Origin of the sequence: Citrobacter sp. B72, from assembly GCF_016894305.1 — a bacterium.
Classification (GTDB): Bacteria; Pseudomonadota; Gammaproteobacteria; order Enterobacterales; family Enterobacteriaceae; genus Citrobacter; species Citrobacter portucalensis.
In genome coordinates, this window is the sequence record NZ_CP069801.1 from 835,579 (window position 1) to 856,596 (window position 21,018).

At 53.8% G+C, this 21,018-nt stretch carries 19 protein-coding genes and 1 other RNA gene; 12 read left to right on the forward strand and 8 right to left on the reverse strand.

Translation table 11 applies throughout. From position 1 onward, the window contains the following. Positions 1-359 precede the first annotated feature (359 nt). The 7 genes from epd to srsR all read left to right on the forward strand — a co-directional run bounded on the left by epd (position 360) and on the right by srsR (position 7,502). Positions 360-1,388 (forward strand): erythrose-4-phosphate dehydrogenase, encoded by a 1,029-nt coding sequence (gene epd / locus JQN59_RS04055; protein ID WP_008785759.1) that lies wholly within the window; start codon positions 360-362, stop codon positions 1,386-1,388. Between the two features lie 39 nt (positions 1,389-1,427). Beyond that, positions 1,428-2,591 (forward strand): phosphoglycerate kinase, encoded by a 1,164-nt coding sequence (gene pgk, locus JQN59_RS04060; protein WP_003027032.1) that lies wholly within the window; start codon positions 1,428-1,430, stop codon positions 2,589-2,591. Positions 2,592-2,679: 88 nt separating this feature from the next. Then, on the forward strand, positions 2,680-3,759 hold the full coding sequence (fbaA, locus tag JQN59_RS04065) for a class II fructose-bisphosphate aldolase (RefSeq protein ID WP_003027029.1): 1,080 nt from the start codon (positions 2,680-2,682) through the stop codon (positions 3,757-3,759). A 191-nt stretch (positions 3,760-3,950) separates the two neighbouring features. Further along, positions 3,951-4,811, forward strand: coding sequence for a small-conductance mechanosensitive channel MscS (locus JQN59_RS04070; RefSeq protein WP_125363297.1), 861 nt, complete (start codon positions 3,951-3,953; stop codon positions 4,809-4,811). 195 nt (positions 4,812-5,006) lie between these two features. Continuing rightward, positions 5,007-5,642, forward strand: a complete 636-nt coding sequence (gene argO / locus JQN59_RS04075) for an arginine exporter ArgO (protein WP_003027005.1) — start codon at positions 5,007-5,009, stop codon at positions 5,640-5,642. A gap of 93 nt (positions 5,643-5,735) precedes the next feature. After that, positions 5,736-6,482, forward strand: a complete 747-nt coding sequence (locus tag JQN59_RS04080) for an oxidative stress defense protein (protein WP_003825465.1) — start codon at positions 5,736-5,738, stop codon at positions 6,480-6,482. Between the two features lie 123 nt (positions 6,483-6,605). Beyond that, complete coding sequence (gene srsR, locus JQN59_RS04085) at positions 6,606-7,502, forward strand: LysR family transcriptional regulator SrsR (protein ID WP_003026999.1); 897 nt, start codon at positions 6,606-6,608, stop codon at positions 7,500-7,502. On the opposite strand, the gene JQN59_RS04090 is transcribed toward srsR, so the two are convergent. The 5 genes from JQN59_RS04090 to argP form a co-directional block, all read right to left on the reverse strand. Next, positions 7,499-8,965, reverse strand: a complete 1,467-nt coding sequence (locus JQN59_RS04090) for an acetyl-CoA hydrolase/transferase family protein (RefSeq protein WP_048215579.1) — start codon at positions 8,963-8,965, stop codon at positions 7,499-7,501. The genes srsR and JQN59_RS04090 overlap by 4 nt on opposite strands. A gap of 24 nt (positions 8,966-8,989) precedes the next feature. After that, a complete protein-coding gene (gene scpB / locus JQN59_RS04095) occupies positions 8,990-9,775 on the reverse strand; it encodes a methylmalonyl-CoA decarboxylase (RefSeq protein ID WP_103015237.1) in 786 nt (261 codons plus the stop codon). A 10-nt stretch (positions 9,776-9,785) separates the two neighbouring features. Next, entirely contained in the window at positions 9,786-10,781 is a 996-nt protein-coding gene (meaB, locus tag JQN59_RS04100) for a methylmalonyl Co-A mutase-associated GTPase MeaB (RefSeq protein WP_149608190.1), read from the reverse strand. Next, positions 10,774-12,918, reverse strand: a complete 2,145-nt coding sequence (gene scpA / locus JQN59_RS04105) for a methylmalonyl-CoA mutase (RefSeq protein ID WP_048215581.1) — start codon at positions 12,916-12,918, stop codon at positions 10,774-10,776. Before scpA ends, meaB begins: the two co-directional genes overlap by 8 nt. Positions 12,919-13,151: 233 nt before the next feature. Then, positions 13,152-14,045, reverse strand: coding sequence for a DNA-binding transcriptional regulator ArgP (gene argP / locus JQN59_RS04110; protein ID WP_003825477.1), 894 nt, complete (start codon positions 14,043-14,045; stop codon positions 13,152-13,154). A 170-nt stretch (positions 14,046-14,215) separates the two neighbouring features. Between argP and rpiA the strand changes: the two genes are divergently transcribed. Further along, positions 14,216-14,875 carry a ribose-5-phosphate isomerase RpiA gene (gene rpiA / locus JQN59_RS04115; protein WP_003825479.1) on the forward strand — a complete coding sequence of 220 codons (660 nt, stop codon included), beginning with the start codon at positions 14,216-14,218 and terminating at the stop codon, positions 14,873-14,875. Between the two features lie 271 nt (positions 14,876-15,146). Continuing rightward, on the forward strand, positions 15,147-16,379 hold the full coding sequence (gene serA, locus JQN59_RS04120; protein WP_003825480.1) for a phosphoglycerate dehydrogenase: 1,233 nt from the start codon (positions 15,147-15,149) through the stop codon (positions 16,377-16,379). A 118-nt stretch (positions 16,380-16,497) separates the two neighbouring features. On the opposite strand, the gene JQN59_RS04125 is transcribed toward serA, so the two are convergent. The 3 genes from JQN59_RS04125 to zapA all read right to left on the reverse strand — a co-directional run bounded on the left by JQN59_RS04125 (position 16,498) and on the right by zapA (position 17,668). Beyond that, positions 16,498-17,094: a 5-formyltetrahydrofolate cyclo-ligase gene (locus tag JQN59_RS04125; protein WP_003825482.1), complete on the reverse strand. Its 597-nt coding sequence runs from the start codon at positions 17,092-17,094 to the stop codon at positions 16,498-16,500. Between the two features lie 19 nt (positions 17,095-17,113). Then, positions 17,114-17,297, reverse strand: a non-coding RNA gene (ssrS, locus tag JQN59_RS04130) — 6S RNA. A 41-nt stretch (positions 17,298-17,338) separates the two neighbouring features. Next, on the reverse strand, positions 17,339-17,668 hold the full coding sequence (gene zapA, locus JQN59_RS04135; RefSeq protein ID WP_003026980.1) for a cell division protein ZapA: 330 nt from the start codon (positions 17,666-17,668) through the stop codon (positions 17,339-17,341). Between the two features lie 167 nt (positions 17,669-17,835). Here zapA and JQN59_RS04140 point away from each other — a divergent pair, with 167 nt between their 5' ends. From JQN59_RS04140 to ubiH, 3 genes are read left to right on the forward strand one after another with little or no spacing between them, the layout of a single operon-like run. After that, on the forward strand, positions 17,836-18,414 hold the full coding sequence (locus JQN59_RS04140) for a YecA/YgfB family protein (protein ID WP_003026978.1): 579 nt from the start codon (positions 17,836-17,838) through the stop codon (positions 18,412-18,414). A gap of 24 nt (positions 18,415-18,438) precedes the next feature. Further along, on the forward strand, positions 18,439-19,764 hold the full coding sequence (gene pepP / locus JQN59_RS04145; protein WP_204528161.1) for a Xaa-Pro aminopeptidase: 1,326 nt from the start codon (positions 18,439-18,441) through the stop codon (positions 19,762-19,764). Further along, positions 19,761-20,939: a 2-octaprenyl-6-methoxyphenyl hydroxylase gene (gene ubiH, locus JQN59_RS04150; RefSeq protein WP_103015235.1), complete on the forward strand. Its 1,179-nt coding sequence runs from the start codon at positions 19,761-19,763 to the stop codon at positions 20,937-20,939. The genes pepP and ubiH overlap by 4 nt, the downstream gene beginning before the upstream one ends. The last annotated feature ends 79 nt before the right edge of the window (positions 20,940-21,018 follow it).

The window sequence follows — 21,018 nt, forward strand, 5'->3', positions numbered from 1 at the left end:
GGGACTCGGACCTCGCGCTGGTGATTAGATGCAGGTTAGGGGGCTTTCTGATTTAAATCAGGGTGTGTAACACGACAATGAAATAATTTTGCTACGGTTATTCGTCATTCTGGAATATGGAATAAATTTAGCGTTGAAGGGCGTTAAAATGTGACGCAAGTCAGATAACTGTGTTCTGTTGCTGGACAATCATTCCTTTTATTCCGCGTTTCGCTTATTCTAGCTGAAGCGTTTCAGTCGATTAAATGTTCGACAATTAACCAATTAGTCGCAGTTTGCGACAGGTAAGGTTTCCCTGAGCGATTTGCTGCATTACTCTGTCTGCCACATCGTTTCTGAGAAATCCTTGCAGGAGACCTATGACCGTACGCGTAGCGATTAATGGTTTCGGTCGTATCGGACGCAACGTGGTTCGTGCTTTGTATGAATCCGGGCGTCGGGCGGAAATCACCGTGGTGGCAATCAACGAACTTGCGGATGCTGCAGGCATGGCGCATTTGTTGAAATATGACACCAGCCATGGACGTTTTGCCTGGGATGTTCGTCAGGAACGTGACCAGCTCATCGTTGGCGATGACGCTATCCGCATTCTGCATGAGCGAACACTCGATGCACTTCCATGGCGCGAACTGGGTGTCGACATCGTGCTGGATTGTACGGGGGTCTTCGGCAATCGCGAACACGGCGAGGCGCATATTGCCGCTGGTGCAAAAAAAGTGCTCTTTTCACATCCTGGTAGTCACGACATCGACGCAACCGTTGTGTATGGCGTTAATCAGGATCAGCTGCGCGCTGAGCACCGGATCGTTTCCAACGCTTCCTGCACCACGAATTGCATAATACCCGTCATTAAATTGCTGGATGATGCTTACGGCATTGAGTCTGGTACCGTCACCACGATCCACTCCGCGATGCACGATCAGCAGGTTATTGATGCTTATCATCCTGACCTGCGTCGCACGCGAGCGGCCAGCCAGTCGATTATTCCGGTTGATACCAAACTGGCGGCGGGCATCACGCGAATTTTTCCGCAGTTTAACGATCGTTTTGAAGCGATAGCGGTGCGTGTACCAACCATAAATGTGACGGCGATCGACTTAAGCGTGACGGTGAAAAAACCAGTAAAAGCCAGTGAAGTCAACCAGTTGCTGCAAAAAGCAGCACAAGGTGCATTTCATGGTATAGTTGACTATACGGAATTACCGTTGGTCTCTGTAGATTTTAACCACGACCCGCACAGTGCCATCGTTGATGGTACGCAAACGCGTGTGAGTGGCGCTCACCTGATCAAAACGCTGGTCTGGTGTGATAATGAATGGGGCTTTGCTAACCGTATGCTCGACACTACGTTAGCGATGGCTGCTATTGGTTTCAGGCTCGACGCTTGAGCGTCGACAAAACTTTATGAATCAACGAGAGGATTCACCATGTCTGTAATTAAGATGACCGATCTGGATCTGGCTGGTAAACGCGTTTTTATCCGTGCGGACCTGAACGTACCAGTTAAAGAAGGGAAAGTAACCAGCGATGCGCGTATCCGTGCTTCTCTGCCGACCATCGAACTGGCCCTGAAACAGGGTGCGAAAGTGATGGTAACTTCCCACCTGGGTCGTCCTACCGAAGGCGAGTACAACGAAGAATTCTCTCTGCTGCCGGTTGTTAACTACCTGAAAGACAAACTGTCTGCTCCGGTTCGCCTGGTAAAAGATTACCTGGACGGCGTTGAAGTCGCTGCCGGTGAACTGGTGGTTCTGGAAAACGTTCGCTTCAACAAAGGCGAGAAGAAAGACGACGAAGCACTGTCCAAAAAATATGCTGCGCTGTGCGACGTATTCGTAATGGATGCTTTCGGTACAGCTCACCGTGCACAGGCTTCTACTCACGGTATCGGTAAATTCGCTGATGTAGCTTGCGCAGGCCCGCTGCTGGCTGCTGAGCTGGATGCGCTGGGTAAAGCACTGAAAGAACCTGCTCGTCCGATGGTTGCTATCGTTGGCGGTTCTAAAGTTTCCACCAAACTGACCGTTCTGGATTCTCTGTCAAAAATCGCTGACCAGCTGATCGTTGGCGGTGGTATCGCGAACACCTTCGTTGCCGCTCAAGGCCACAACGTGGGTAAATCCCTGTACGAAGCTGACCTGGTTGACGAAGCTAAGCGTCTGCTGACCACTTGCGACATCCCGGTCCCGACTGACGTTCGCGTAGCGACTGAATTCTCTGAAACTGCACCGGCTACTCTGAAGTCCGTAAGCGATGTGAAAGAAGACGAGCAGATCCTGGACATCGGCGACGCTTCTGCACAGCAGCTGGCTGACATCCTGAAAAATGCGAAAACCATTCTGTGGAACGGCCCGGTTGGCGTGTTCGAATTCCCGAACTTCCGCAAAGGTACTGAAATCGTTGCTAACGCTATCGCAGACAGCGAAGCGTTCTCTATCGCAGGCGGCGGTGACACCCTGGCAGCAATCGACCTGTTCGGCATTGCTGACAAAATCTCCTACATCTCCACTGGCGGCGGCGCTTTCCTCGAATTCGTGGAAGGTAAAGTATTGCCAGCAGTAGCGATGCTCGAAGAGCGCGCTAAAAAGTAAGCATTTAATGGGCAGGGAAACCTGCCCAATTATTAGCGCGCTTTAGAGCGCGCGCCCTTTCCAAGGCCGAAGATACAGGATTCGTAATATGTCTAAAATTTTTGATTTCGTAAAACCAGGCGTAATCACTGGTGATGACGTACAGAAAGTTTTCCAGGTAGCAAAAGAAAACAACTTTGCTCTGCCAGCTGTTAACTGCGTGGGTACCGACTCCATCAACGCCGTTCTGGAAACCGCTGCAAAAGTTAAAGCGCCGGTAATCGTACAGTTCTCCAACGGTGGTGCTTCTTTCATCGCGGGTAAAGGCGTGAAGTCTGACGTTCCTCAGGGCGCTGCAATCCTGGGTGCTATCTCTGGCGCGCATCACGTTCACCAGATGGCTGAACACTACGGTGTTCCGGTTATCCTGCACACTGACCACTGCGCGAAGAAACTGCTGCCGTGGATCGACGGTCTGCTGGACGCGGGTGAAAAACACTTCGCAGCAACCGGCAAACCGCTGTTCTCTTCTCACATGATCGACCTGTCTGAAGAGTCTCTGGAAGAGAACATCGAAATCTGCTCCAAATACCTGGCGCGCATGTCCAAAATGGGCATGACCCTGGAAATCGAACTGGGTTGCACCGGTGGCGAAGAAGACGGCGTGGACAACAGCCACATGGACGCTTCTGCACTGTACACCCAGCCGGAAGACGTTGATTACGCATACACCGAGCTGAGCAAAATCAGCCCGCGTTTCACCATCGCAGCTTCCTTCGGTAACGTACACGGCGTTTACAAGCCGGGTAACGTTGTTCTGACCCCGACCATCCTGCGCGACTCTCAGGACTATGTTTCTAAGAAACATAACCTGCCGCACAACAGCCTGAACTTCGTCTTCCACGGCGGTTCCGGTTCTACTGCTCAGGAAATCAAAGACTCCGTAAGCTACGGCGTAGTGAAAATGAACATCGACACCGATACCCAATGGGCTACCTGGGAAGGCGTTCTGAACTACTACAAAGCGAATGAAGCTTACCTGCAGGGCCAACTGGGCAACCCGAAAGGCGAAGATCAGCCGAACAAGAAATACTACGATCCGCGCGTATGGCTGCGTGCTGGTCAGGCAACCATGATCACCCGTCTGGAACAGGCTTTCAAAGAACTGAACGCGGTTGACGTTCTGTAATTTACGCCGTTCTACGTGACATGAGGCCCGCAAATGCGGGCCTTTTTTATTGCCATTTCAATATGCTGCTGGCAGAGAATTCTGTGATCTGTTTGGCAAAATCCAGGTTTATTGTTTACCCTTGTCAGATTGCCAGTCCCGTTGGGACGGCTTTATTTTTCCCATTTGGGTAAGCAAAAAAGGAATATTGAATGGAAGATTTGAATGTTGTCGACAGCATAAATGGTGCGGGCACCTGGCTGGTCCGCAATCAGGAGCTGCTGTTAAGCTATGCCGTCAACATCGTTGCGGCCATCGCCATTGTCATTATCGGTATGATTGTGGCGCGCATCGTATCAAACACCGTTAACCGCCTGATGGTGGCACGTAAAATTGATGCAACCGTTGCTGACTTCCTCTCCGCACTGGTGCGCTACGGGATTATCGCGTTCACGCTGATTGCCGCTCTGGGTCGCGTTGGGGTACAAACCGCTTCTGTGATTGCCGTTCTCGGTGCCGCAGGTTTAGCCGTTGGTCTGGCGCTGCAAGGTTCGCTGTCTAACCTCGCCGCTGGCGTGCTGCTGGTGATGTTCCGTCCGTTCCGCGCAGGTGAGTATGTAGACCTCGGCGGCGTAGCGGGAACCGTACTCAACGTGCAGATTTTCTCCACGACTATGCGTACCGTAGACGGTAAGATTGTTGTGATCCCAAACGGTAAAATCATTGCCGGGAACATCATTAACTTCTCTCGTGAGCCGGTTCGTCGTAACGAATTTATCATCGGCGTGGCTTACGACTCCGATATCGATCAGGTGAAAAAAATCCTCACCGATATCATTCTGTCTGACGAGCGTATCCTTAAAGATCGTGAAATGACGGTGCGCCTGAATGAGCTGGGCGCTTCCTCGATCAATTTTGTGGTACGCGTCTGGAGCAACAGTAGCGATCTGCAAAGCGTCTACTGGGACGTACTGGAGCGTATTAAACGCGAGTTTGACGCCAACGGTATCAGCTTCCCGTACCCGCAGATGGATGTGAACTTCAAGCGTGTGAAAGAGAGCGCGGCAGAGTAATCGCGTGCCCGGTGGCGCTATCGCTTACCGGGCCCGCAGGTTTTGTAGGCCGGATAAGGCGTCAGCCGTCATCCGGCATTTCCCCCCCCCCCTTGGTATTAATTCTTCTTATCCCTGATTAAAATTATCCATTTCCGCTAATGTTTTCCCCGCGCTATAGTCTGCTCCTAAGAGAAACAGTTCGGGATGATTAACGTGTTATCGTATTATTTTCAAGGGCTTGCACTTGGTGCGGCTATGATACTTCCGCTCGGTCCGCAAAACGCCTTCGTGATGAATCAGGGGATCCGTCGCCAGTATCACATCATGATTGCTTTACTCTGCGCTATCAGCGACTTAGTGCTGATTTGCGCGGGGATCTTTGGCGGTAGCGCCTTGCTGATGCAGTCACCATGGCTGATGGCGCTTGTCACCTGGGGTGGGGTGGCATTTTTACTCTGGTACGGTTTCGGGGCGTTAAAAACGGCGATGAGCAGTAACCTGGAACTGGCCAGCGCCGAGGTGATGAAGCAGGGCCGCTGGAAAATTATCGCTACTATGCTGGCGGTGACATGGCTCAACCCCCATGTTTACCTGGATACCTTTGTGGTGCTGGGGAGTCTGGGAGGCCAACTGGACGTTGAGCCTAAGCGCTGGTTTGCGCTGGGTACCGTCAGCGCTTCGTTCCTGTGGTTCTTCGGCCTGGCATTGCTGGCGGCCTGGCTCGCTCCGCGTTTGCGCACTGCTAAAGCACAGCGGATCATCAATACCCTGGTAGGATTGGTGATGTGGTTTATCGCTTTTCAGTTGGCAAAAGAAGGTGTTGCGCACGTTCATGCGTTGTTCAACTAAGTGTTGTCTGATGGACAACGCAGCGAGATCGGCTAAGCTTGCCTGCATGTGCCCTGAGTTTCGGGGTAATTAATGAAACATGGAGGAACGACCGTGAAGTTCAAAATAATGGCCCTGGCGGCATTAGTCGGATTCAGCGCACTATCGGTACAGGCAAATGAGTTGCCAAATGGACCGCACATCGTGACTTCCGGAACGGCAAGCGTGGATGCGACACCAGACATCGCTACTCTGGCGATTGAAGTGAACGTAGCTGCAAAGGATGCGGCCTCAGCTAAGAAACAGGCTGATGAGCGCGTGGCACAATATCTGTCCTTCCTTGAACAGAACCAGATAGCGAAGAAAGATATTAGCGCGGCAAACCTGCGCACCCAGCCGGACTACGACTACCAGAATGGTAAAAGCGTCCTTAAAGGCTATCGTGCGGTACGTACCGTTGAGGTCACGCTGCGTCAGTTGGACAAACTCAACGCGCTGCTTGATGGTGCACTGAAGGCCGGTCTGAATGAGATCCGTTCGGTATCGCTTGGCGTTGCCCAGCCGGATACTTACAAAGATAAAGCGCGTAAAGCAGCAATTGATGATGCTATTCATCAGGCTGAGCAGTTAGCTGCGGGCTTTAACAGCAAATTGGGGCCCGTTTACAGCGTGCGTTACCACGTTTCCAATTATCAACCGAGCCCGATGGTACGGATGATGAAAGCAGATGCAGCGCCTGCGACATCCGCTCAGGAAACCTACGAACAGCCGGTTATTCAGTTTGACGATCAGGTTGATGTGGTCTTCCAGATTGAGCCGACGGCGGGGCAGCCAGCAGCAACGCCAGCCAAAACCCAGTAATCATTGCAGACCCGGCTTTCCAGCCGGGTTTTTTCTGTGAGCAACTGTAAAAATGAGACCCCACATCCAGTCTTTTTTTTCGCCGTAATGAGGATAGGCCATAGCGATTTTTAAGGGGACGCTATGGATATTTTTATCTCGAAAAAGATGCGTAATTTCATTCTGCTGGCGCAAACCAATAACATTGCCAGAGCGGCAGAAAAAATACATATGACCGCATCGCCTTTCGGTAAAAGCATTGCCGCACTGGAGGATCAAATCGGCTATACGCTGTTTACCCGCAAAGATAACAACATCAGTCTGAATAAAGCCGGACAGGAACTGTATCAGAAGCTGTTTCCCGTTTATCAGCGCCTTTCTGCCATTGATAACGAAATCCATAACGCCTCTCGCCGCTCGCGGGAAATCGTCATCGGTATCGACAATACCTACCCAACGATTATTTTTGACCAGTTGATTAGCCTTGGTGACAAGTATGACGGCGTGACGGCTCAGGCCGTTGAATTCAGCGAGAATGGGGTGATTGATAACCTGTTCGATCGCAAACTGGATTTTATTATCTCGCCGCAGCACGTTTCCCCCCGCGTCCAGGAACTGGAGAATCTGGCGATTAGCGAGCTGCCCCCGCTGCGTCTGGGGTTTCTCGTTTCCCGGCGCTACGAAGAAAAACAGCCGCAGGATCTGCTGCGCGAGCTGCCCTGGCTGCAAATGCGCTTCCAGAATCGCGCCAACTTTGAGGCGATGCTGGATGCATACATGCGGCCCTGTGGGATCAACCCGACGATTATCTACCGTCCGTACAGCTTTATGGCCAAGATCAGCGCGGTAGAGCGCGGGCAGTTTTTGACGGTGATTCCTCACTTCGCCTGGCGGCTGGTGAACCCGTCGACGCTAAAGTATTTCGATGCGCCCGGCAGCCCCATGTATATGCAGGAGTTTCTCTATTCGCTGAAAAACCATCGTTATACCGCCACGATGCTTCAGCATATTGCTGAAGATCGTGACGGTAGCGCAAGTTAACCGAGCATCGATCCTGTTTCGAGAAGATTACGATGCAGATCGAACGCATGGCTGAGATCGTGATGGATATGTCCGCCGGGTGCTTTCTCCAGATAGCGGTGCAGATAATCCCGGTAAAGAGGGTGCGCACAGTTATCGATAATCGTGTGCGCCCGCTGCATCGGAGATAGCCCACGCAGATCGGCAATCCCTTGTTCGGTCACGATCACTTTAACGCTATGTTCGCTGTGGTCGACATGGCTGCACATTGGTACGATGGTGGAGATTTTCCCGCCTTTGGCAATCGACGGCGCCATAAAGATAGACAGGTAGGCATTGCGCTCGAAATCCCCGCTGCCGCCGATGCCATTCATCAGGTTCACCCCCGCAACGTGCGTGGAATTGGCATGGCCGTAGATATCAAACTCCAGACCGACGTTGAGCGCAATAACCCCCAGCCGACGGATGATCTCCGGGTTATTGGAGATCTCCTGCGGGCGCAGCACAATCCGGCTGGCGAAGAAGTCCATGTTGTCGTAAATCTTCTGTAGCGACGGGGCTGAAATGGTCAGGCTGGAGGCGCTGGCACCTGTTATCTTGCCCGTTTCCAGCAGATGCACCACCGACTCCTGCAACACCTCCGAATACATCATAAAGGGCGGGATATCCGGGTTCTCGCCCAGTCGCGCCATTACCGCGTTGTTGATATTGCCCACGCCGCTTTGTAAGGGTAGAAACTCAGCTGGAATACGTTTGTGAGCCATTTCTGCCAGCAGGAAAGTGACGACGTTATCGGCAATTTGCTGGCTGACCGGATTGGTTTTATCCGCCGCATTTCCGGCATCGGGCAGCTCGGTATCCACCACCGCAACCACCTTTTTGGGATCTATCTGCACGCACTGGCTGCCCACGCGATCCATGGTATGAAAAATGGGTACGCTGTTACGCCGCGGCGGCGCACCGGGTATCACGATGTCGGCAAACTCCGCCACGCGCGGATTATGGTAATGATTCAATTCAATGATCACTTGTTTCGCCCGCAGCAGCCAGGTCGGCGCATTACCAATACCGCTGGAAAGCCAAATCCGGCCATCTGGCGCAATGGCGGAGGCTTCAATGACGGCAACATCGATCTCGCCAAAAAAGCCGTAATTAACCATTTGCGCCACTTCACTCAAATGGAGATCGACAAACCTCACCTGGCCCTGATTAATTTTCTCGCGCAGGCCCGATGACGTTTGATAAGGCGCCCGCCAGGAAACGGCATCCGCCGCGGATAGAACATCATCAGCGGCGGCGCCAATTGATGCTCCGGTCAGCAGGCGGATCTGAAAAGGCTGCCCGTTCTGATGCCGTTCGCAGGCGCGTTGGGCAATTGCGCTGGGTAACGCTTTGGGTGAACCCGCAGGGGTAAAGCCGCTAAACGCCACCATATCATCGTGCTGGATAATTTCTGCCGCCTGTTCGGCGCTCATCCGTTTCATGGCCGTCTCCTTCCTCGGACGTGATTAATGGCCAACAAAATTTGGTTTACGTTTTTCCATAAACGCGTTCATCCCTTCCTGATAATCCTCGCTGTCGTACACCGCGCGGCGCATGCCCTGAATACGCTCGAACTCATCGGAATTCATGGTGTGCGCTTCACCCAGCACGCGCAGTTCTTCTTTGATGACGGCGATGGCCAGCGGCGCTTTTTCCGAGATGTGGTGCGCCATTTGCAGAGTGAAATCTTCCAGTTCCTCAACGGGCACGACATGGTTAAGGATCCCGACCGCCATGGCGCGTTGAGCGGTGATGGGCGAAGCGGTAAAAATCAGCTCTTTCACGATGTGAAAACCAGCGTCGCGGGTCAGGTTGTGGATGCCCACCAGGTTATACGGCACACCGAGGTTGACCGGGGTCATCGAGAAAGTGGAGGTACTGGCTGCAATGATCAGATCGGAACTCATGATCATCTCAAACGCGCCGCCCCAGACGCTGCCTTCGACCATGGAGATCACCGGCTTCGGGTATTTTTGGATCATACGGGTTATCTGACGCAGCGGATCGTCATAAGAGAGCGGATCGCGACGTCCGGTCGGGAGTTCATGAATATCATGCCCGGCAGAAAACACTTTGGCCCCGCTTGGAGCGCGCAGAATGATGCAGCGAATGTCTACACGATTGAGATCGCTCAGCGCCTGCATCAGATCGTCAATAAACACTTTACTCAGGGCATTGAGCTTGCGGGCGTAATTGAACTCAATAACCGCGACTTTCTGGATGATGACCACGTTGACGTATTGATAAGACATAATGTTCTCTTTATTGAAAGTAATGATGCTGAATAAATTCGCTGATGTGCCGCAGACCGGTGCGCGGCGAAAGATCATTGTTTTTGACGGCCTGAAGCGTCTGCTGGAAATAGCGGTCGAAATCAGTGCGGGCAAACAACAGATGCAGGGCTTCTTCTTCAGCCTGTTGGTGTAACCAGTCCACCGCCTGCTGCTGGCGAACTTTTTCCAGTCGACCGCTGGCGGTCAGGCACGTTTTAAAGTCGGTTATCGCCTGCCAAACCTCCTCGATACCGCGTTTTTCCAGGGCGCTACAGGTCAGAACCCGCGGCTGCCACTCGTCATATTTGCGGCGCAGAATATGCAGGGCGGACTCGTACATATGGCGGGCAATGGCAACGCTGGTATGGTTATCACCGTCGTCCTTATTGATGACGACCAGATCCGCCATTTCCATCAGGCCTTTTTTGATGCCCTGTAAATCGTCGCCACCGCCAGCGATTTGCAGTGAGATAAAGCAATCCACCATGCCTGCGACTTCGGTTTCTGACTGCCCAACGCCGACGGTTTCTACAATCACCACGTCAAAGCCAGCCGCTTCGCACAGCAGCATTAATTCGCGGGCATGCTGGCTGGCACCGCCTAAATGACCGCTGGAAGGGACCGGTCGAATAAACGCAGATTCGGCGCGGGCCAGCTCCGTCATGCGGGTTTTATCGCCAAGAATGCTGCCGCCGCTGACCGGGCTGCTGGGATCGACGGCGATCACCGCCACCCGTAATCCGTGGTGGATGAGCAACATGCCGAATGCTTCCAGGAAAGTGCTTTTGCCCGCGCCCGGCGTACCGGTGATCCCCAAACGCAGGGCGTTACCGGTGAACGGCATTATCGCGTCCAGCAATTGCGTACTCAGTGGCTGGTGGCGCGGGTGGTTGCTTTCGACCAGCGTCATCGCCTGGGCGAGCGTAGCCCGTTCGCCGAGTCGCAAACGGCGGACGGTATCTTCAAGCGTGGCGGCGTTAATCATGATGCTGACTGATACGGGTTAACACATCGCGGACGCTGTCGAGCATTGGCGTGCCGGGACCATAAATGGCTGCCACGCCATGTTCGTGCAGGAAGGCGTAATCCTGTGGCGGAATAACGCCTCCTGCTACCACGCAGATATCTTCACGCCCCCATTTTTTGAGTGCGGTAACCAACTCAGGAATCAGCGTTTTATGGCCCGCCGCAAGTGACGATGCGCCTATTACATGCACATCGTTTTCTACCGCCAGACGGGCGATCTCTTCCGGAGTGGAGAACATCGGGCTGAGATCGACATCGAAACCGAGATCGGAATAGGCGCTGGCGATCACCTTCGCGCCGCGATCGTGGCCGTCCTGACCCATCTTGGCGATCAGAATACGCGGGCGGCGTCCATTTTCCGCGAGGAACTGTTCGGTTTGCGCAACAATGGCATCGAACTCGTCGGCGGATTTGTCTGACTGGTGATAGCTTTGCGCAATCACCCCGGTGACGCACTGGCTGGGAACCAGATACCGGTCAAAGGCGACCTCCAGCGCGTCGGAGATTTCACCGAGCGTGGCGCGAACGCGAGCGGCGCTGACGGCGGCGGCCAGCAGGTTTTCATTATGCTGCGCGGCGTGGGTCAGCGCGGATAGCGCGGTCTTGACGGCATCGTTGTCGCGGGTGGTGCGGATATGCTGCAGCGAGGCAATCTGCTCGTTGCGCACCTTCACGTTGTCGATCTCCAGTACCGACGTCTCGTCTTCTTTATCCAGTTTGTACTTATTGACGCCGACGATAACGCGCTTACCCTGGTCGATCAGCGATTGTTCACGCGCGGAAGCTTCTTCGATCATCCGTTTAGGGAGTCCGGCTTCGATTGCTTTCGCCATGCCGCCTGCCTCATCAATCTGTTTGATGATCGTGCGCGCCTGCTTCACGATTTGATCGGTGAGTGACTCGACGTAATACGATCCGGCCAGCGGATCAACGGTGCGGCAGATCTCTGATTCTTCCTGAATGATGATCTGCGTATTACGCGCAATACGGGCGGAGAAATCGGTGGGCAGACCGAGCGCTTCATCAAAAGCATTGGTATGCAGCGACTGGGTGCCGCCAAGCGTAGCGCCGAGTGCTTCAATAGTGGTTCGTACCACGTTGTTGTACGGGTCCTGCTCGGTCAGGCTCCAGCCGGACGTCTGGCAGTGGGTACGCAGAGCGAGAGATTTCGGGTTGGTCGCGCCAAAGCTGCTGACCGCTTCACTCCACAAATAGCGCGCCGCGCGCAGCATGGCGACGTTCATAAACAGATCCATGCCGATACCGAAGAAGAACGACAGGCGCGGGGCGAAGTCATCAATTTTCAGTCCGGCGGAGAGTGCAGCTTTGATGTATTCAATACCGTCTGCCAGCGTAAACGCTACCTGCTGCACGCAGTTCGCTCCGGCTTCACCCATGTGATAGCCGCTGATGCTGATGGTGTTAAAGCGCGGCATGTTGCCAGAGCACCAGGCGATGATGTCGGCGATAATGCGCATGGACGGTTTTGGGGGATAAATGTAGGTGTTGCGGCACAGGTACTCTTTCAGAATATCGTTCTGAATGGTCCCGGTGAGTTGTTCCGGCGCTACGCCTTGTTCTTCTGCAGCGACGATATAAAACGCCAGCACAGGTAGAACCGCGCCGTTCATGGTCATCGATACTGACATTTTATCCAGCGGGATCTGGTCGAACAGTATCTTCATATCTTCGACGGTATCGATCGCCACGCCTGCTTTACCGACGTCACCCGCCACGCGTGGGTTGTCAGAGTCATAGCCACGATGTGTGGCAAGGTCAAAGGCGACGGAAAGTCCTTTTTGTCCGGCGGCGAGGTTGCGGCGGTAAAAGGCGTTGGACTCTTTGGCGGTAGAGAAACCAGCGTATTGACGAATGGTCCACGGCTGCGCGGTATACATGGTGGCGCGCGGGCCACGCACGTAAGGCGGCAGGCCGGGAAGGGTGCCCGTGACTTCCAGATTATCGAGGTCTTCTTCGGTGTACAGCGGCTTGATGGCAATCCCTTCCGCCGTCTGTCTTTCCAGCGACTCGACGGTTTTTTCCCGGCGACTGAGTTCTTTATTGGCGAGTGTTTGCCACTCCTGCACGTTTGCCATTTTTTGCTCCGTATTACGCAATAAGTTGAATCTTTGCGAATACGGTGAGCTTTTTCATTTGGCTTGTCGCCAGCAAAAAATAGCCAACAGGGCGTCGTTTTTTGCCGCGTGGCGTGTTTGATTTTGTGATTTATTTCAAAGACGTGGCGGGAATAGCATGAAAAGAGGGTAAAAGGCTTGTCGGCCGGATAGGGCGTTACGCCACCATCCGGCACTCAGAGGTTATGAGCGGTTTAATCCTGACGCAGTACGTTGTGACCATAGGCCAGCAGCGCATCGGTGACGTTGCGCATCATGCGGCTTTCCGGTGCAAAACGGTGCCAGTACAGCATCCGGCGCTGGAACAGGCCCGGTGTTAAGTCGATAAGCTCGCCGCTTTCCAGTTCTTTCTCAATCTGCAAGTGGGGGATCATGCAGCAGGTCGTTCCCTGACGCGCCAATTGAACAAAGGCTTCAGACGAGTTAACGATATGGCACGGCACGCTGCCCGGCGGCAGGTCGAAGTTTTGTTGCAGGAACGCCTGGTGCATATCATCAAGATGGTCAAACGCTACCGCTGGGGCTTTCAGCAGGGCAGAGCGGGTGACGCCGTTAGGGAAATAGCGCTCGGCGAAAGGTTTGGATCCAACAAACAGGTAGTCCAGCGCGCCGAGTTTATCCACCAGACAGCTTGGCAGCGCCTGATGCTGAATACTCACCGCACCGACCACCTCACCACGACGTAGACGCTCCTGAGTGCGCGTTTCATCCTCAACCTGCAGGTTCAGACGAATCGGTGAATTGGCCAGTACCGGAGCCAGCGCCGGAAGCAACCAGGTCGCCAGACTGTCGGCGTTCACCGCCAGTGAGAGCAGCAGTGGCGTCGAGCCGGTTTGTTCATCACCCAGCCACTCGTCTTCCAGCAGTTCAACCTGACGCAAAAGCGCCAGTAGTTTCTGCCCCTGTTCGGTTGGGCGTGGTGGTACGGTACGCACCAGCAGCGGTTGTCCGAACATATTCTCAAGCTGTTTTATGCGCTGTGAAACCGCGGATTGCGTGATGCACAGCTTTTGCGCCGCGCGCTCAAATCCTCGTTCACGAATAACCGCATCCAGTGCTTGTAGTGTTCTGTAGTCCGGACGTTTCATTGCTTTGACGCACTCCTGAAAATTTTGCTTGTTCTGCACTATGACACAAATTTAGGTTGGGTAAAGACGAAATCCGCCGCTTGCGAGCGGGTGTGGGGACATTTTTCTGCACAATGTTCTATAATGCGCGTGAATTTTCCCACCATATTCACACCACAGGCGAAACGATCATGACGCAGGATGAACTGAAAAAAGCAGTAGGATGGGCGGCACTTCAGTATGTACAGCCCGGTACCATTGTGGGCGTAGGTACAGGTTCAACAGCCGCACACTTTATTGATGCGCTGGGCACAATGAAAGGTCAGATTGAAGGTGCGGTATCCAGTTCGGACGCTTCAACCGAAAAACTCAAAAGCCTCGGTATCCACGTGTTCGATCTTAACGAAGTGGACAGCCTCGGCGTATACGTTGACGGCGCGGATGAAATCAACGGCCACATGCAGATGATCAAGGGCGGCGGCGCAGCGTTGACCCGTGAAAAAATTATTGCTTCCGTGGCGAAGAAATTTATCTGCATTGCCGACGCGTCCAAAGAAGTCGATATTCTCGGTAACTTCCCACTGCCGGTTGAAGTGATCCCAATGGCGCGCAGCGCTGTGGCTCGCCAGTTGGTGAAGCTGGGTGGTCGTCCTGAATACCGTCAGGGCGTAGTGACGGACAATGGTAACGTGATCCTTGATGTACACGGTCTGGAGATCCTCGATGCCATCGCGATGGAAAACGCCATCAATGCGATTCCGGGCGTGGTAACCGTCGGTCTGTTTGCCAACCGTGGTGCGGATGTCGCGCTGATCGGTACACCAGACGGCGTGAAAACTATCGTAAAATGATCTGACGGGAGTGTCTTCTCCCGTTAAAAAAATTTTGGCAGGGCAAATTTGGTGACTTGTGTCACGTTTATAATATTGTCCTGCCGATCTCTCCAAAGAAAAAGTTATCGCCAGTATTTTCCTCTGACATTTCTCTCTGAATGACATTTCTTCAGCACGGCGACGCAAACGTTCATATTGCCGCAATATTATTTTTTGATATGTTGAAGAGACGGATGAAAATCCCACACACAACACATCAGTTTGAACAAAAAAAGACAGGGTCGGGGAAATGGCAAAGGTATCACTGGAGAAAGATAAGATTAAATTTCTGCTGGTTGAAGGCGTGCATCAAAAAGCGCTCGAAAGCCTTCGTGCAGCAGGTTATACCAACATCGAGTTTCATAAAGGCGCTCTGGACACTGAACAACTGAAAGAGTCCATCCGTGATGCCCACTTCATTGGCCTGCGATCCCGTACCCATCTGACTGAAGATGTGATTGACGCCGCAGAGAAACTGGTCGCGATTGGCTGCTTCTGTATCGGCACCAACCAGGTTGATCTCAGCGCTGCGGCAAAGCGCGGTATCCCCGTGTTTAACGCACCATTCTCTAACACACGTTCCGTTGCGGAACTGGTGATTGGCGAACTGCTGCTCCTGCTACGCGGCGTACCCGAAGCGAACGCCAAAGCACACCGCGGCGTGTGGAATAAACTGGCTACCGGCTCGTTTGAAGCGCGTGGCAAAAAACTGGGGATCATCGGCTACGGCCACATTGGTACTCAGCTAGGCATTCTGGCGGAATCGCTGGGGATGCACGTCTATTTCTATGATATTGAAAATAAACTCCCGCTCGGCAACGCTACACAGGTGCAGCATCTTTCCGACCTGCTCAATATGAGCGACGTGGTCAGTTTGCACGTACCGGAAAATGCCTCCACCAAAAATCTGATGGGCGCGCGTGAGATTGCGTTGATGAAACCAGGCGCGCTGCTGATTAACGCCGCACGCGGCACAGTTGTTGATATTCCTGCGCTGTGCGACGCGTTAGCGACCAAGCACCTGGCAGGGGCTGCAATAGACGTATTCCCAACCGAGCCGGCAACCAACAGCGATCCTTTCACTTCGCCGCTGTGTGATTTCGACAACGTGATCCTGACGCCGCACATTGGTGGTTCAACGCTGGAAGCACAGGAAAACATCGGTTTGGAAGTGGCTGGGAAACTGACCAAGTATTCCGACAACGGCTCTACGCTGTCTGCAGTTAACTTCCCGGAAGTTTCGCTGCCGCTGCACGGCGGTCGTCGTCTGATGCACATTCACGAAAACCGTCCGGGCGTACTGACTGCGCTGAACCAGATTTTTGCCGAGCAGGGCGTCAACATTGCCGCGCAGTATCTGCAGACTTCCGCACAGGTAGGTTACGTGGTTATTGATATTGAAGCGGATGAAGATGTGGCAGAGAAAGCGCTGCTGGCGATGAAAGCCCTTCCGGGAACCATTCGCGCTCGTCTGCTGTACTGATTTCCTCTACATGGGCAGGCGATGACCTGCCCATCTTTCCTCTGATTTCCCGGCCTCAAAATCTCTTCCTGTCACGCATACATTCTGTTTTCGAGCCTTGCCGCAATTGGCAAAAAAGCTACCACTCCCAGATTTTGGACGGCGTCACCACTGCAGGCAGCGGGATATCCCATTCTTCGACAGGCAGCTTTTCCACTCGCTGACAATCGTGCGCGTAGCCTACGGGCTGGATCTTATGCTGCTGCCAGTTTTGAAGCGTCCGATCGTAAAATCCACCGCCCATACCCAGGCGTTGCCCGACCTCATCAAACGCCACTAACGGCGTAATCAGTACATCCAGCTGTGAGAGCGGCAATACGTCACGTACATCAAGCCGTGGTTCCTGGATCTTTAAGCGATTGGTTACCAGGTCGCTGTGCGGATGATAGTGCAGGAACAGCAGGTTGCCAGGGCTGAAGGGATGAAGAACCGGAAGATAGACGCGCTTGCCCGCTCGCCACAGCTGATCTATTAGCGGCTGGGTATCGAGTTCGCCATCGAACGAGAGGAATACCGCCACGGTATGAGCGAGTACAACAGGGGGATAACTGAGCATTCGGGTCGCGGCTTGCTGACCGTATTGTCGTTGCTGTTCGGAAGTAAGCGCGCGACGACGCTGCCGAATCAGTTGACGGATTTCTTGCCGGGATAAAGGGAGTTCAGAAAGTAATGTCATGGCTGTTGCCAGGTAGAAGGGAATCTCCGAGATGCCGCCGCAGGCTGTAACCCTTGAACCCTTGGTTCAAGGTGAATGCGTCGTCACAGTTTTAAGGCTTCTCGGACGGGCCGAGCATGCTCACCAACCGTGGAGCGCCACATTCTTGTGGTATGAAATATCGGCTCAGGGGACTGGCCCGCTTGCAAACATCTCAGAGAAATTTTGTCTTCACGGTCACTCTACCACAGTAAACCGAAAAGTGTTATTCAAAGTTTTGGCCCGTTTTTTCGGTTATGCGACCCTGATCAAGCAACGCCTGTTCGATGGTCTGTTGTAGCATCCGAATACGTTGTTCCATGCTCGCCGCGTACTCACGCGTCTTCGCTTTTTCCTGAGTTAATTCATAGCTGATGTTCAACGCGGCGATGAAAACCAACTGCTCAGTATTTGTGACTCTAGTGCGAACTTTCAGATCTTGCAATCGCTGATTGAGATCGTCCGCAGCCTGATTCAACGCATCCCTTTGTTCAGGCGGGCAATTCACTCGCAGTGAACGGCCAAATATTTGGATATCGACGGGTTGTGCAGACATGCCACCTTCCTGCTGATTGACTGCGCTGCCTTCGTCTCCAGACCGTGGGTCCGCGAAGGGGCGACACTATAGCTACCCTGGTATCAAGATACAAGCCCTTTTCTGGTCCACCAGGGTCCAAAGTGGTAGCATATCATGAATATTCCTCCCTTTGATGACGAATGCTTATGTCTATACAGAACGAAATGCCTGGTTACAACGAAGTTAGCCAGTTTTTGAACCAACAAGGGGCTGGATTAACCCCGGCCGAAATGCACGGCTTGATAAGCGGAATGATTTGCGGCGGAAACAACGACAGCTCATGGCAGCCGCTGCTGCACGACCTGACGAACGAAGGTCTGGCCTTTGGTCACGAGCTGGCTCAGGCGCTGCTGAAAATGCACTCAGCCACCAGCGATGCCCTCGAAGACGACGGCTTCCTTTTTCAGCTTTATCTGCCTGAAGGGGATGACGTCAGCGTTTTCGATCGCGCCGATGCGCTGGCGGGATGGGTAAACCACTTTTTACTGGGCCTTGGCGTCACGCAGCCGAAGCTCGACAAAGTGACCGGCGAAACCGGGGAAGCGATTGACGACCTGCGCAATATCGCTCAATTGGGATATGACGAAGACGAAGATCAGGAAGAGCTGGAAATGTCGCTCGAAGAGATCATCGAATACGTGCGCGTAGCCGCCTTGCTGTGCCATGACACGTTTACGCGTCAGCAGCCGACCGCGCCGGAAGTCCGTAAACCGACTCTGCACTAAGAACGAAACGCAAAGGAGAGTGTGATGAGCGAGATATCTCAGCAAGAATTCCAGCGTCGTCGCCAGGCTTTACTGGCACAAATGCAGCCCGGCAGCGCCGCGCTGATTTTTGCCGCACCGGAAGCGACGCGTAGTGCGGACAGTGAATACCCTTACCGCCAAAGCAGTGATTTCTGGTACTTCACCGGTTTTAACGAACCTGAAGCCGTGCTGGTGCTGATTAAAAGTGATGACACTCATAACCACAGCGTTTTGTTCAATCGGGTTCGCGATCTGACGGCGGAGATCTGGTTTGGCCGCCGTCTGGGTCAGGATGCTGCCCCGGCAAAACTTGGCGTTGACCGGGCGCTGGCCTTCAGTGAAATCAACCAACAGCTGTATTTGCTGCTCAATGGTCTGGACGCGGTATACCACGCCCAGGGCGAGTATGCCTGGGCAGACGAGATTGTGTGCACGGCGCTGGATAAACTGCGCAAAGGCTCCAGACAAAATCTGCACGCGCCTGCCGCGATTATCGACTGGCGTCCGATGGTGCATGAAATGCGCCTGTTCAAATCACCGGAAGAAATTGCGGTCATGCGTCGTGCCGGAGAAATCACCGCACTGGCGCATACCCGCGCGATGGAAAAATGCCGTCCAGGAATGTTTGAATACCAGTTAGAAGGGGAGATTCACCATGAATTTACCCGTCATGGCGCGCGTTATCCGTCCTATAACACGATTGTCGGCAGCAGTGAAAACGGCTGTATTCTGCATTACACCGAAAATGAAAGTGAAATGCGCGATGGCGATCTGGTGCTAATCGACGCTGGCTGTGAATACAAAGGCTATGCGGGTGACATTACGCGAACCTTCCCGGTAAACGGTAAATTTACCCCAGCACAGCGTGAAATCTACGATATCGTACTGGAATCCTTAGAGACCAGCCTGCGTCTGTATCGTCCCGGAACGTCCATTCAGGAAGTCACTGGCGAAGTGGTGCGCATCATGATTACGGGCCTGGTGAAGCTTGGCATTCTGCACGGTGATGTCGATCAGTTGATTACCGAAAATGCGCACCGCCCATTCTTTATGCATGGTCTAAGTCACTGGCTTGGGCTGGATGTGCACGACGTCGGCGTTTATGGTCAGGACCGCTCACGTATTCTTGAGCCGGGAATGGTACTCACCGTCGAACCGGGACTGTATATCGCGCCGGATGCCGATGTACCGCCGGCCTATCGTGGTATCGGCATTCGTATTGAGGATGACATCCTCATCACCGAGGACGGCAATGAAAACCTGACCGCCAGCGTAGTGAAGAAAGCCGATGATATTGAAGCCTTAATGGCTGCGGCGCGACTGCAATGAGCGTGATTATCGTTGGTGGTGGTATGGTTGGCGCGACGCTGGCGCTGGCCATTTCTCAGCTCAGCCATGGGACTCTGCCGGTTCATCTGATAGAAGCGAGCGAACCTGAAACTGACCGCCATCCTGGGTTTGACGCCCGGGCGATCGCGCTGGCGGCAGGAACCTGCCAACAGCTGGCGAGAATTGGCGTATGGCAGGCGATTGCCGATTGCGCAACGGCCATTAAAACGGTTCACGTCAGCGATCGCGGCCATGCCGGATTTGTGACGCTGGATGCGCAGGAATACCGTATTCCGGCTCTGGGCCAGGTGGTAGAACTGCACGACGTCGGGCTGCGTCTGTTTGCGCTGCTGCGCAAAGCACCGGGTGTCACATTGCACTGCCCCGACCGCGTAGCCAGCGTGTCGCGCACGCAGGAGCGCGTTGAAGTGACGCTGGAGAATGGCGAGATGATTACCGGTCGCCTGCTGGTGGCTGCTGACGGCACGCGTTCCGCACTGGCGACTGCCTGCGGTGTTGACTGGCTGCAACAGCCTTATGAGCAACTGGCGGTGATTGCCAACGTCACGACCTCTGTACCGCACGATGGGCGAGCGTTTGAACGCTTCACGCAATATGGCCCGCTGGCAATGCTGCCAATGTCTGACGGTCGCTGCTCGCTGGTGTGGTGCCATCCGCTGGAGCAGCGTGATGAGATCATGGCCTTGTCCGACGAACAGTTTTGCCGTGAACTGCAAACCGCTTTTGGCTGGCGACTGGGACGTATTACCCAGGCTGGTAAACGCAGCGCTTATCCGCTTTCGTTAACTACGGCGCTGAAAGCGATTACCCATCGTACCGTGCTGGTAGGGAACGCCGCCCAGACGCTGCACCCCATTGCCGGGCAAGGTTTCAACCTTGGCCTGCGCGATGTAATGAGCCTTGCTGAGACGTTGACGCAGGCGCAAAACGGCGCGGAAGATGTGGGTGATTATGCGGTGCTGGCACGTTATCAGCAGCGCCGCGAGCGCGATCGCGAGACGACGATTGGTGTGACCAACAATTTAGTGTATTTGTTTGCCAATCACTGGGCCCCGCTGGTTGTTGGGCGCAATGTCGGGTTGATGGCGATGGAATTATTCACCCCTGCGCGCGATGCGCTGGCGGAGCGGACCCTGGGTTGGGTTGCACGATAAATATGACCTGTAGGCCGGATAAGGCAACGCCGACATCCGGCAAGGGTCCCCGCAAAAATGCCTGATGGCACTGCGCTTA